Origin of the sequence: Streptomyces sp. NPDC005963 (assembly GCF_040638655.1) — a bacterium.
Lineage (GTDB): Bacteria > Actinomycetota > Actinomycetes > Streptomycetales > Streptomycetaceae > Streptomyces.
In genome coordinates, this window is sequence record NZ_JBEXVD010000028.1 from 77068 (window position 1) to 90546 (window position 13479).

Sequence of the window (13479 nt, forward strand, 5' to 3'; positions counted from 1 at the left end):
CACTGGCGGGCGGGAGAGGTGTTCGACGTTGCGCCGGAGCGTTGGGGGTGTCTTCGGCACCGGGGCCGGCCGTGATCCCCTGCGCGACACCCTGGCCCAACGGGACTGGCTGACGGCCTTCTTCGACCGCCGACCATGTCGGCGGGATGACCGGGAGGTTCCTCGACGGCCCGTTCAGCCGGCACCCGCAGTCCACTCTCGTACCGTGAACCGGGCCGGGCCCGCGCGCTGGGGCGGGGAGTACGACGGGGGTCGTGGAGGGTGGTGGAGCCGACCGGGATGGCCGCGGGACCGGTGCCGGTCGGCTCCACCTCGTACGCAGGCGACGAACTTCGGCTGGGGGCCGTGACCTTCGTTCGCGGCGGCGTACGGTTCGGGCGGGCCCTTGGAGTTCGCCGAGAGAAGGGCCCGTGGAACGAATGTGCCTACACCGGGTCCACCGGCCGGTTCATGAGGCGGAGAAGGCGCGCCGGGCGGCCCGTCGCCAACGGCCACCCGCCAGTCCCGGCCGGAGCGCGACCAGTGATCCGCAGTACTTGGTGAACACCGCCGGCCTCACACCGTGTGCGTGCAGGAAGAGGTCGGCCTCGGTGAGATGGCCCGTGGTCTTGGTCTCGACCAGCACCAGCCCGGGATCACAGCGGACGGCACCACCCTCCCGCACGTCGTCGCAGCGCAACCGCGCATCGCAGGTGATGCGCTCGCCGTCGGAGACCAGCGTGGCCCGCTGGTAGTCGGTGGTGACCGAAGGGGAGAGCACGGTGGGTGCCGCGATGCCGTACGCGCTGAGCAGGGCATCGGCGAGGAAGCTCCGGGCGGTCGGATCGAGCGGGGTGTCGTGCCCGGTGAGAGGACGGCGGTGTTTGACGGTCTCGCCGCGCCCTCCCTTGAGTTTGATCTCGAACTGGCGCTCTCCGGAGTCCTGGTAGACCCGTTCGCGGATCTTGAACCGGAGTCGACGGCCCTGCCGGTGTTCGTGGAAGCACCGCAGTTCCGGAGTGTCGTAGTAGACGGAGTGGTAGCGAAACCAGCGACGACCGTCGATCGTGAGCGCGCGGAACGGCCCCTGCGGTCGACGGGGGTCGGTCAGATGCGCGGTCAGCGCCGCGAAGATCGGGGTGGGGACCAGATACGCCTGATCGAAGCGGGCCAGTAGTTCGGCGCGCTCCTTCACCTCCGCGAGCGAGATGGAGCGGGCGTTCATGACCGGCCAGGCGATGTCGTCCAAGCCAGGTAGGAACGGTTCCCGGTCGTCCTGCGCCGTGTGACACGGAGTGCGTACGGACTCCTCCTGCTCGGGAGCACCGTCGTCAGGGGCCGTCGTCGGTGCATCGGCGGAGTCCAGGGCCGCCGGTGTGCCGTCGTGGTCGGGGCGCTGGGCCGCGACGGTGGTCACACCGCCTCCAGCGACGGCTCCGCAGTGCGGGGGAGCGACGCGGTGGGTTCCGGTTCGGGGTGGTGCTTGCCGGCGGTTGCCTTCTTGACCTCCTGCGGTATGCGATAGCGGACGTCCACCACGGTTAGGTCGCGTACGTAGTCGACCTCCATGACGGTCCAGTTGAGGGGCTCTCCGAGGCGCCGGTGGAGATCGGCCCGGAGTTCAGCGGTGTTGCCGTAGACCGAGTCCAGGGTCACGACCGTACGGCGGGCACGGGCGAAGAGACGTGGGTGGTCGGCTGCGTAGACGACGACCAGCAGCAGTGCGGAGAGCGCACCGGCCTGCCGGATGTCCAGTTGCGGGAGACCGCACAGGAGGCCCAGCACCAGGGTGGTGAAGTAGTAGGCGACCTCCTCGTGCTGGATGGAGTCGGAGCGGAGCCTGATGATCGAGAGCACGCCGAAGAGGCCGAATCCCAATGCCGTGCCGCCGCTGCCGCCGACCTGCGCGAGCGCGGCGACGACCGTGAAGAGGGCCACGTTCAACGCGAGGTAGGCCGGCAGCAGGTCCCGGCGCCGGTGCCTCGGGTAGTACACGGCGAAGGCCAACAGGGACACGGTGACGAGATCGAGAACAAGGTGCGTGGCGAGTTGTCTCAGGGACTCCAAGATTGCACACCTCCTAAGGGGATTGAGTGGGCGATTTGGATTTCCGCGAATCCTAGGCGAATGCATTGCAAAGAAACGGGAAAGGGTATATCCGTTTATGTAAAAGGGGCTGCTGGGCGATTTTCGGCCACATAGTCCCCCCTGCATGATGGCCCACGACAACTCAAAGACTGAAATTCCCGATCTTGCCCAAGGGGTGCAGTGGTCGACCTATGGCATCGATTCACCAAATCCCGTTCGGGTGACCGAACGGAAGCGTCGATTTCCATGTCGTTGCATGTCAGAGGCCATGTTGTGCTATTTATGAGATGTCTCTCAGGGAAATCCGTCGGGCTGCCCGGCAAGTGAAGTTTGCTGGATCGACCATGTTTATGGATAGGTGTAAGGGTGGTCGATCTGACTCTCCGGTTCCTAAGCATGGATCGCGATACATCCTGCGGAGATGCACAGGTTTCCGAAAATCCCCGGACAGGCCCCATCGGGTGGGGCAGTCACCTGGTGTTTCTCCGCTCGGTGCTCCTCCGCCCGCAGATGCCCGGGCGCCTGCGGGCGGGCGCGGCACTGCCGGCAGGGGGTGCCGATCCGATCCCGGTCGATCGATACGTCCCCCGTGCCCGCCCGTCGACCGGGGCGGACGGACACCGCTCGGCGTCCCTCGTCCTCAGTCCCCCATGACTCCGGGCTCGCGCAGTGGGCTCGGGGCCCGCACCGCGGGTGATCATGACGCGGTGGTGTTGCGCGAGAGCCGCCTGTCGTAGTGTGAATGTATGAAAACCGGCAGGGTGGATGCTGTTTCGCCCCGCTCGTCCCTTTCCGGCTCCTGGATGTAAGGCCAGCAGAACCGACCTTGCGAGGAGTCGATGTCCCATCAGGCGCAGAGCGACGCACGCCCGACGACCGCCGCCGTGCCCCGGGCGCGATTCCGCTCCCGAATCGGGACGTCGCCCCGGCTGTCGCTGCCGTCGACGAAGGGGTGGGAGAGGACCGTGGGCACGGTCCTCGCGGTCTACGCCACCAGCGTCGCCGCCCATCTGCTGATCCTCTCCGCGATGATCAGCCCGGGCGGGCCCGGCCTACGCGACCGGCTGCTCTCCTGGGACGGCCAGCTCTACACCTCGATAGCCGCCGACGGCTACCCCAACGGCTTCAGCTACGACGAAAACCACGAGCCGGCCGGCAACAACCTGGCCTTCTTCCCGCTCTACCCCCTCCTCGTCCGCAGTCTCCACCAGCTGACGGGCATCGAGGCGGGTACAGCCGCCATCGCCGTGGCCCATCTCTCCCTCATCGCGGCACTCCTGGCGCTGCACGCCCTGATCACCCGGCTCCATGAGCGGCGGACCGCCACCATCGCCATCATCCTGGTCGCCGGCGCCCAACCCATGGCCCTGGCCTTCTTCATGGGGTACAGCGAGTCGCTGTTCCTCGCCCTGGCCGCGGCGACGCTCCTCGCCGCCCACCGCCGCGCCTGGCTCACCGCCGGCACCCTGGCGCTGCTGACGGGCCTCACCCGACCGGCAGCCGCAGCCCTGACCCTCGCCGTGGTGATCGCGGTGGTCCTGGAGATCCGCCGTATCGGACGCCCCACCTGGCGCCTCCTGGCCGCGGTCGCACTGGCCTGTGTCGGGACTCCCCTCTACCTGCTCTGGGTGGGCAATCGGGCCGGCCAGTTGAACGCGTGGTTCGTCATCCAGGAAGCGGGCTGGGGGACGCGCTGGGACAACGGGACGTCCTTCTTCAGGTTCCTCGGAGAGACACTCCAACGCGGTGACGGCTGGGTGTCCGTGAGCACGGCGGTCCTGTTGATCGCCGCAGTCTGCACCACCGTCATCGCCTGGCGCCGCGACGCCTGGCCCCCGCTGCTCGTCTACGGCACCACCGTGCTCGTGCTGACCTTGGGCCAGAGCAACTACTACCACTCCAAACTCCGACTGCTGATCCCCGCGGTCCTCTTCCTCCTGCCCCTGGCCAAGGCCCTGTCCACCGCCCGCCCCCGCACCCTGATGATCACCCTGACCGCCGCGACCCTCTTCGGCTGTTGGTACGGCGCCCACATGGTCACCCGCTGGCACTACGCGATCTAGGTCGTGTCTTCGAAGTCCCGTCTGCCCGGCGGGATCACGGAAGCACTCGCGGTGATCCGACTCGGCCCCGGGCCGGTCGCCGGTCGCTGTGCCACTGTTGACCCCGTCGATGACGGGTGGTCGCGAAGGGGGCGGTATGCGACTGTCGCGGGGGGTCACCGGGTGGGCGTTCCTGCTGGAGTTGGCCGGGGTCAGATACGCCGGCCTGGCGGTCGGGCTGGCCGGCATCAACCCGTTCACCACGGGGGACGGGGCCGGAGGCAGCTTGTTCGCACGCGCCTACGCGTGGGGCTTCCAGCCGGCCCCCTCACTGGAGGAACTGCCCTTCGACCGTCCTGTCGACCACCGCTGGTGCGTCGTGCGGGACGCCGGCGGATCCCTCTCGGTCCGAGGCCCCGATGGTGCGTACCTCGTCCACGACCTCGACCTTGCGGGGCCGCCGGGTTGGCAGGAGCAGGCGGACGCCTCGGGTTCGGTCATGCTCGTGGTCTCCCATGTACTGCCCGCCGTCGACGATCTGCACGGCGCGCTGCTCTTCGAAATGCGGAACGGGATGGTGTGCGCGGGTTCGGTGCGCTTCGGTGAGCCGTTGCCCCCGGCGGACGGTGTGCCGACGGCCACGTTCGTCATCAACCCGGTCGGCACGACGCTGGAACTGGCGCAGTGTGTGTGCGATCGGATCCTCTCGTTGCAGGAGGCGAAGGGACGGGCGCGTGACATGGAGACGTTCCGGAAGGAACTGGCCGAATACGGCGCGATGTCCGACGAGGAGATGCTGGACACGTTGTTCCGGGACGAGTTCCTCGATCACCGTGGCATGGTCGAACTCATGTACGCCTACTGGCGGCTGGTCACCGAGATCGCCGACGCTTGCGCGAGGGAGGCACCCCGAAGGACCGCCGCACTCCACACCGTCGAGGCGGCCGTCGACCTCCTGGCGGACCGGGGCGGTCAAGAGCTCTACGAGGACGCGGACGCACTGCTGAGTGGACTGATCGACGAAGCGAGCGACCCGGTCGAACTGGAATCCTTACTGCTGACCGCTGTCCGCTTGCGGATGGCCACACGGGGACCGCTGGACCTGGCCGCGGACCACTACGACCGCGCGGTCCTGACCGTCTGGTCCGCCCGACTCTCCGCGGACCTGTACCGAACGTGGTTCACCGAGAAGGAGCCGTTCCAGAGGGAGTCCCACCGGCTGGTGGTCGAGGCGGGACAGTTGGCGGTGCGGGCGCTGGAACTGGACGCAGGCGCGCGGAGCGCCCGGCTGTGGGCGTCGTTGGCCCAGGTCCTCGCGGACCAGGACGGCGTGCACCAGGGTGCGGCTCGGTCCGCGCTGTCGGCGTGGCACGACTCGCCCACCACCGGCGAGCCGGATCTCGCCCTGTTCCTCCTCCGAGTGGTGCACGACGTTCCCCCGGCCACGGTCGACGGGGTGCTCAACGGGGTGTTCGGGACGCCCCTGCCCGAGTTCGTCGCCACCCACGGCAAGGCCGTCACCGCGAAGGTGATCAGCCAGGGCGTCAACCTGGCCCGCGAACGTACCGACCGGGCGCTCCTGCGCACCGTGCTGGACTGGGCGGAGCAGCTCGACGTCCGCCAGGACTCCGCCCACCGCAGGCAACTGATGGAGGCGCGGCTGCACGTGCTGCCCGACGACCCCACGGACTGCACCGCTGCGGATGGGACGGGTGCAGCGGCTGCGCCCGTCCTCCCGGACTCCTGGACACCGGCGCAGCGATCGGCGGCGCTGCTGCACGCGTCCGCACACGCCCGTGACCTGGGGCGGCCGGCCGTGGGAATCACCCTGCTGAAGCAGGCGGCCCCCAGCCGCAGCACGGAGGTCCAATTGCTGACGTCGGACCTGTACCACCAGTCCGCGCTGTCGGGCGATCCGGTCTCCAGCCCGGTGACGTTCCCCTGGGGCTACTACATGTACGCGGCGCTGGGGTACGCGGGACTCGGCTTCGAACAACTGGCGCAGGCGAGCCTGGTGCCTTTCGTCACGCGCATGGCCGCACTCAGCGGTACGGAACTCAAGGGCGCGCTGTACACGATCATCGTGGACGCGCCGAACATCGACACGAGCGGTGCACCCGAACTCGGCGGGGTGCTGCGTGATCTCGTGCACTCGGCGGTGTGGCAGCTGACGGTGCACAGCCAGACGCAGCCGATGCAGCTGATGCTCGGGCTGCACCAGGCCGGCAAGGGGGCGGAGTGGGGTGCGTGGTGGCGGATCGACGGCCCGTTGGTGCTGCCCCAGTACGTCCAGCACTTCATCGGCAAGCTCCGCGACTTGGAGTCGCCCGCAGCCCTGAACGGTGCGTCCCTGAACCTGTTGAACGTGTTGGACGGCGACCGCCGTCCCGATGGCCAGGACGAGACGCAGATCGCCCGGAATTTGCGCTGGCGCATCTCGTCGTTCGTCGATGACGAGCTGAGGCGTCGTTCGACGACGCTCCTGGAAGACCCCCACCTCTGGGCGAAGGCCCACGAGTTGCTGGACGACCGGACCGTGTTGCTGACGTGGTTCCTGCCCACGGCAGTGAACGGAGCGGCCGTGCTGCTCGTCCTCACCAGGCAGAGCCGGGACGTCATCGTGCACCTCGGTGACGGCGCGGACGAGAACGCCGACCGGCACCCGGTGGCGGACGCGGTCGAGGCGATCAGGACGGAGATCGAACGTGCCCCGCTGTTCGGCGATGTGACTCCGGAGGGCCGTCGGCTGCTGGGCGGGACCGACCTACCGCTCGGAGGCGAACTGTGGGACAAGTGGCGGGCCCGGGGAAAGGACCGCGTCCTGCTCTGGCCGCACGGAGCCCTGCACTATCTGCCGGTCGCCCTGTGCAGCGTGGCCGGTCGACTGATCGCCGACGACTGGACGGTCACCACCATCGCCGGCCTGGAGTCCCTGGCGCCCGTCGAAGTCCCCGCCCGACAGGGGCGCACCGCTGTACTGACCTCCGCAGCCGGGGGCGTTCCCTTCGGCTTGCACGCGGAACCGGCGCTGGAGGAGCACGGGCGGAGGGTCGCCGATGCGGTGGGGGCGGAGGCCATCACCGGTCCTGCGGCCACGCGCGCTCGGCTGCTCGCCGAACTGTCCACGGCGGACGTCGTCCACATCGCCGTACACGGGACGTTGGACCGGGACGCGCCGTGGTTGCACTGCCTCTACCTCACTCCGGCACAGGACGACGACGGTCGGGTGCTCGCCTACGACTTCCTGGAGCTCGATCTGAGGGGCGTACGTCTGGTCACGCTCGCCGCGTGTGAGTCGGGGCTCGGTCGGTTCGACCGCGGAGACAACATCCGTGGCATCCCGGCGGCGCTGATCACCGCCGGAGTGCAGGCCGTCGTCGGGAGCCTGTGGCCCGTGCGCCCGGAGCCGGCCACCTACTTCCACCACCATATGCACCTGCGGATCGCGCAGGGCGCAGACACCGAGCACGCCTTCCGCGAAGCCCAACTCGCCACCCGTGCCGAGTACTCCCACTACCGTGACTGGGGATCGTTCACCTACCTGCACGGCAGGAGCAAGGGAGCCAGCCCATGACGGAAATCCGGTTGCACGATGTCGAACTCCTCCCGGAACGGACGCTCGGCACCCCGGGGGACGACGGGCCGCTGCGCGGAAGGCTCACCTTCGGCTGGGACCTGCTGCCCGCCGACCATCCGAACGCGCCCGCGGACTGGCTGTCCTACGTCAGCGGCGCGTCCGACCGGGCGTTCCGGCAACTGCTGATGGTGTGCTCGTTCCGCCCCGAGACACCGGAGAGCAAGGGGGTCTTCCGGCACGCGTCCCTGGGCGTCGCACTGTCCACGCCGAACGGCGAAGGACAGCCGGTCGCACGCCTGATCGACCCCGGCGAGCGCACCCGCCCACTGGTGGGGTCCGGTACGGGAATGTCCTTCACCGTGTCGACGGGCGTGCTGGGCGTGGGCGTGGAGAGACCGGCGGGCACGGAGACCACGACGGACGAGTGGATAGTCCGCGGCCACGGCACTTCCCAGTCGAACCCCCAGTGGGAGTTCCGCGGAGTCAAGCGCTTCCCCCTCGCGGGCGATCACCCGGTCGCCGCGCTGGTCGAGCTCGTGCCCGACCGGACGAACACGGCGGAGGTGCTTATCGCGGCGGAGCTGGAGCACCGGACATGGGGCGTCCGCCGCTACCGGGCCCGGCTCGCACCGTCGTCGCACACCATCGTGTTGGCCGAGTGATCTGCTCCCACGGGGCGATCACTCCCTGACCGGGCGGATCTTGCTGCGCGCTCACTGAAAGTCCCTGACCAGCAAAAAGACCCTCTGCGAGAGGGTCTGGCAGCGAGCGAAGAAGAGTGCCCCCGGCAGGACTCGAACCTGCGGCCAAGCGCTTAGAAGGCGCCTGCTCTATCCACTGAGCTACGGGGGCCGGTTGGTGGCCGCGGCTACCGGAGCCCTGGGGTCCGAGACCTTGCCGGGCACAAGGATAGGGCTCCTGTCGCCTTGACCCGGTTGCTTCACCTGCGTGGCACGTTGTGTAGGTTCGGTGAAGCGAACCGATAATCGCAGGCAGGTGCGATTCCTGCATCGCTTTTGGCGTCTCGCGTCCTGGGTGTTGTGCACTCGTTATGCCTGCGCCCCACTCATCCCAAGTGTCGCAAGTGTCCGACCGGCGCGCAGACATTCCCATACGCTTCAAAAAGCGGCCAAAATTAGGCATTCTTCCCATGTGGTGACCTTGGATGCACGGCCCCAGCTGATCGACGCACTAACCGCCCTGCGCGACCGTGTCGCCGCCGTGCGTCTCCCTCTGACCCTTCCCGGCACACCCCGCGCACGTCAGGCACGTACCGAACTGCTCGCCCAGCTCGACGACTACCTCGTACCCCGCCTGAAGACCCCGGGCGCACCCCTCCTCGCCGTCGTCGGAGGATCCACCGGAGCCGGAAAGTCGACACTGGTCAATTCGCTGGTCGGACGACGCGTCAGCGCAGCCGGAGTGCTGCGGCCCACCACCCGTACCCCCGTTCTGGTCTGCCACCCCGACGATCACCACTGGTTTGCTGACCTGCGGGTGTTCCCACAGCTCACCCGTGTGTGGCTGCCCCAGCAGGACGACGCCGAAGAACCCGACACCGAGACCGCCCCGGATACGGCACCCGACGGCGGAGCCCTGCGCATCGAAAAGGCGCACTCCCTGCCGCGGGGGCTCGCCCTCCTCGACGCGCCCGACATCGACTCCCTCGTCGTCGAGAACAGGCTCCTCGCCGGCGAGCTCATCTGCGCCGCCGACGTCTGGATCATGGTGACCACCGCGTCCCGCTACGCCGACGCCGTCCCCTGGCACCTCCTGCGTACCGCAAAGGAGTACGACGCGACCCTCGTCACCGTGCTCGATCGAGTGCCCCACCAGGTCATCGGTGACGTCTCACGACAGTACGCGGCCCTCCTCACCAAGGCCGGGCTCGGCGACGTACCCCGATTCACCATCCCCGAACTCCCCGAATCCGCGGGCGGCGGCAGCGGACTGCTCCCCACCACGGCCGTCGCCCCCCTCTTCGCCTGGCTCGCCCACCGGGTGCAGGACCCCGCCGCGCGACAGCAGGCCATCGGGCGGACCGCGACGGGCGTGATCAACTCCCTCAAGGCCCGCATGCCCGAACTCGCCGCCGCCGTCGCCGGGCAGTACGCCGCGGCCGTACGCCTCATGGGCGTCGTCGAAGAGGCGTACGGCAGGGAACGCGAGCGGCTCGACCGAAAGCTCAAGGCCGGCTCCGTACTCGCGGGGGACGCACGCACCCGCTGGCGCGGCTTCCCCCGCGACAGCTCGGCCGCCGAACTGCTCGACGCCCTCGTCGGGAGCCTCTGCGCCCTCGTCCAATGCGCCGTGGCCGCGGCGGACGAGCACGTACAGGACGCCTGGCGCACCGAACCGGGAGCACAGAACGTCGTACTCGAAGGACGCCTGGACCTCGAAGCCGCCGAACGCATCGGCATCGCCGTCCGCCGCTGGCGCCGGGAACTCGAAGAACACGCAGACGAAGAGGTGCGCGGACTCGACCTCGCCTCCGCACCCGACGCCGAGACCGTCGCCGCGCTCGTCGCAACCGCCCTCCTCGGCGGCCGACGCGCCAAGGCCGCGGGCGAGCAACTCGCCGAACGGATCGGCGCCCAAGGCGCACTGCGCCTGCGCGACCAGGGCGGCGAACTGCTGGCGACCTCCATCGACGGCGTGCTCAACAGCGAACGCGACCGCCGACTCGCCCCCCTCGACGCCCTCGACGTCTCCCCAGAACCGCAGGCCGAGCTGATCGCCGCCCTGTCCGTACTCCAGAAGGTGAGGTGACGGCGGTGACTGCCATCACGGGCGACGAGAACCCGACCGCCCAGGAAACGGAACCCGCACCACCGGCCGCCGACGGCGCCCGCTGGGACGACGGGCTCATCGCCAGACGCGCCACCGAACGCATCGACGACCCGCGGGAACGGACGTCCGGCAACCGGGTGGCGGCCGAGGAAGAACTACCGATCGGCAGTAGCTACGACGGCCCCCTGCGCGCCCGACTGGACGCCCTGCGCGAACTCATCGGCCTCTCCCGCACCAGGCTCGACCGGGGTGCACTCACCGAGGCCGGGCGGGTCCTCGACGAAGCGTCCGCCCGCCAACGGCTCTCCTCACGGCACACCGTCGTCGCCATCGCCGGCGCCACGGGCAGCGGCAAGTCCACCCTCTTCAACGCACTCGCCCAGGTGCCCCTCTCCGAGACCGGGCTGCGCCGACCGACCACGGCCGCGCCGATCGCCTGTAGCTGGTCCGAAGGCGCCGCCGGCCTTCTCGACCGGCTCGCCATCCCCTCCCGTCTGCGCCGCCGCCCCCTCGCAGGCGGCGCCGACGAACTCTCCGGCCTGGTGCTCGTCGACCTCCCCGACCATGACTCGGCCCTGGTCAGACATCGCGACCAGGTCGATCGGGTACTCGCGCTGGTCGACGCGGTGATCTGGGTCGTCGACCCGGAGAAGTACGCGGACGCAGCACTGCACGAAAGGTATCTGCGCCCCCTCGCCGGCCATGCCGAAGTCACCTTCGTCGTGCTCAACCAGATCGACCGGCTCCCCGGCGACGCGGCCGACCAGATCCTCGACGACCTGCGCCGACTCCTCGACGACGACGGCATGGCGGTGGGCGAACACGGAGAACCCGGCGCCACCGTGCTCTCCCTCTCGGCGCTCACCGGCGAGGGCGTCGACGAACTGCGCGAGGTGATCGGCACCTTCGTCCAGGAACGGACCGCAGCCGCGCACCGGCTCGCCGCCGACGTCGACGTGGCGGCGGCCAAACTGCGCACGTCCTACGTGGCCGACGGCAGGACCGGACTCGACGAACGCACCCGGGAGGACTTCGCCGCCCGCCTCGCCGAGGCGGTGGGAGCCAAGGCGGCAGGCGAGGCGGCGGAACGAGAATGGCGCCGCCACGCGGGGCGCGCCTGCGGGACGCCCTGGCTGCGCCTGTGGCGCTGGTACGAGCACAAGCGCACGCCCGGTGCCGCGCTGACCCCGGCCGCACCGCCGGTCGAAGAAGAACTGACGGCTCGGCAACGGGTCGAACAGGCGGTCCGTACGGTCGCCGACGAGGCGGCGGCCGGGTTGCCCGCCCCCTGGGCGCAGGCGGTGCGCGAGGCTGCGGTCCGCGGCGCCGAAGGGCTGCCGGAGGCCCTGGACGAACTGGCCGTGTCCGAGGCGACGACCACCGGCAAACGACCGTTGCGGCCCGCGTGGTGGCCGGCGGCCGTCATGGCCCAGGCGGCGATGACACTGCTTCAGATCTACGGCGGGCTGTGGCTGGTGGGACAGATCATCGGATTCCTTCCGCCCGGCCTGATCGTCCCCGCGCTGCTGATGGCCGCAGGAATCGTGGGCGGCCCCCTCGTGGAGTGGGCCTGTACGGGCGCCGTACGGGGTCCCGCCAGGCGCTACGGGCAGGACGCGGAACGGCGACTGAGGGAGGCGGCAGCGGGGTGCGGGCGGGCGCGGGTGCTCGACCCGGTGGCGGGGGAGCTGATGCGGTACCGCGAGGTCCGCGAACGGTACGCGACGGTGGCGGGCAAGTCCGGCGCAGTGACCGGAACCCGGGGGCGCGTTCCGCGTTCCGTCGGCGGCGCCCGACGGGGGGCTCCGGCGGCACCGTGACCCCCGTCGGCGGTGAATCGACCTCGGAGGCCGCTGGTCAGAAGGGTCGTACGAGGACGGTACCCACGTGGGAGTGACGGGGTTTTCCCCAATCGGGCGCTCATCCACAGGCTCAAGCGGCTTCCCTTCGGCGAACGCAGGATGGTGTTCGTGGCTCCGGACAGCGGGCCACGACACCACCCCGGCACCCACGTGGATGCCGGATCAGCCGTTGGAGGAGGCGGGGAGCGATGAACGACACCCTGGTGACCGTGGTGGGCAACGCCGCCACACAGGTGGAGTACCGGGAGACGGCCGGGGGTGGGATGGCCCGCTTCCGCATCGCCGTCACCCCCAGGCGCTGGGACAAACAGAGCGCTGCCTGGATCGACGGACGCACCGGCTTCTACACCGTCTTCGCCTGGCGGTCCCTCGCCATCAACCTCGCCGGATCGGTGTCCGTCGGCGAACCGCTGGTCGTGCACGGTCGGTTGCGCGTGCGCGAGGAGGAGCGGGAAGGGCAGCGCAGGACATCGGTCGACATCGAAGCCATGGCCGTGGGACACGATCTGACGCGCGGTACCGCCGCCTTTCGCCGCGGCGGCAGGACGGGGGCACCTGCAACGACCGAGCCCACGAGCGGTGTGCTGGTGAGGAGCCCGGGCGTGGCTGACGGGGGCAGGAGCGCGGGCGGTGCTTCGGGACGGGCCGCTTCGGGTGTCTTCGCGTCACAGGTGGCGAGTGCATGGGCGACGAGGGCACCTGAGCCGGGAGACACCGAGGGGGCGTCCCCTCCCGGTGGCCCTGTCCCGGGTCGTCATGGCACGGTCGAGATCTCCGAACAGCCACTGGAGGAAACGCGCGGACATCAGGGGGTGCGCGGACACGACGCACAACTCGCGCTCTCCGTCGCCGCGTCCGGCGCGGGTGCGGGTGTGCCTTCGGCGGAGTCCACCGAGGGGCCGCCCTTCTGAGTCTGTCCGGCTGCCCCTGATCCAGGGCCGCCGTCGTTCCTGTGGGACCAGGGCACCGGCAAAACCTGGGCTCGCGGGCTCGGGTTATGCCTTGAAGGAAGGAAGGGGGCCGGCCGTGTACAGGAAATAGGGGGTGGGGGGTGCCCCTATGGGTTTCGTCAACCTGTGGGGGTGGGTTGGGGGTCGTAGAAGGTGCCGTCGCGGAGCATTGCGAACAGCACGTCGGCTCG

The 13479-nt window shown here is 69.7% G+C and carries 8 protein-coding genes and 1 tRNA gene; 6 read left to right on the forward strand and 3 right to left on the reverse strand.

The window, feature by feature from the left end; translation table 11 throughout:
* Positions 1-448: 448 nt before the first annotated feature.
* A complete protein-coding gene (locus tag ABZ348_RS28895) occupies positions 449-1204 on the reverse strand; it encodes a polyphosphate polymerase domain-containing protein (protein WP_358937962.1) in 756 nt (251 codons plus the stop codon).
* Positions 1205-1392: 188 nt separating this feature from the next.
* Positions 1393-2046 (reverse strand): DUF4956 domain-containing protein, encoded by a 654-nt coding sequence (locus ABZ348_RS28900; protein WP_358937944.1) that lies wholly within the window; start codon positions 2044-2046, stop codon positions 1393-1395.
* A gap of 860 nt (positions 2047-2906) precedes the next feature.
* On the opposite strand from ABZ348_RS28900, the gene ABZ348_RS28905 reads away from it, so the two are divergent.
* From ABZ348_RS28905 to ABZ348_RS28915, 3 genes are all read left to right on the forward strand, one after another.
* The gene (locus ABZ348_RS28905; RefSeq protein WP_358937946.1) at positions 2907-4130 is read left to right on the forward strand and encodes a hypothetical protein; all 1224 of its coding nucleotides are present in this window, start codon (positions 2907-2909) and stop codon (positions 4128-4130) included.
* Positions 4131-4266: 136 nt separating this feature from the next.
* On the forward strand, positions 4267-7683 hold the full coding sequence (locus ABZ348_RS28910) for a CHAT domain-containing protein (protein ID WP_358937948.1): 3417 nt from the start codon (positions 4267-4269) through the stop codon (positions 7681-7683).
* Positions 7680-8348, forward strand: a complete 669-nt coding sequence (locus ABZ348_RS28915) for a hypothetical protein (protein ID WP_358937950.1) — start codon at positions 7680-7682, stop codon at positions 8346-8348. The genes ABZ348_RS28910 and ABZ348_RS28915 overlap by 4 nt, the downstream gene beginning before the upstream one ends.
* Before the next feature lie 117 nt (positions 8349-8465).
* Here ABZ348_RS28915 and ABZ348_RS28920 read toward each other — a convergent pair.
* A tRNA-Arg gene (locus tag ABZ348_RS28920) sits at positions 8466-8538 on the reverse strand.
* A 309-nt stretch (positions 8539-8847) separates the two neighbouring features.
* On the opposite strand from ABZ348_RS28920, the gene ABZ348_RS28925 reads away from it, so the two are divergent.
* The 3 genes from ABZ348_RS28925 (at position 8848) to ABZ348_RS28935 (ending at position 13249) form a co-directional block, all read left to right on the forward strand.
* Positions 8848-10455, forward strand: coding sequence for a dynamin family protein (locus ABZ348_RS28925; protein WP_358937964.1), 1608 nt, complete (start codon positions 8848-8850; stop codon positions 10453-10455).
* Between the two features lie 14 nt (positions 10456-10469).
* Positions 10470-12296 carry a GTPase gene (locus ABZ348_RS28930; protein WP_358937966.1) on the forward strand — a complete coding sequence of 609 codons (1827 nt, stop codon included), beginning with the start codon at positions 10470-10472 and terminating at the stop codon, positions 12294-12296.
* 230 nt (positions 12297-12526) lie between these two features.
* Positions 12527-13249 (forward strand): single-stranded DNA-binding protein, encoded by a 723-nt coding sequence (locus ABZ348_RS28935; RefSeq protein WP_358937952.1) that lies wholly within the window; start codon positions 12527-12529, stop codon positions 13247-13249.
* Positions 13250-13479: the final 230 nt, after the last annotated feature.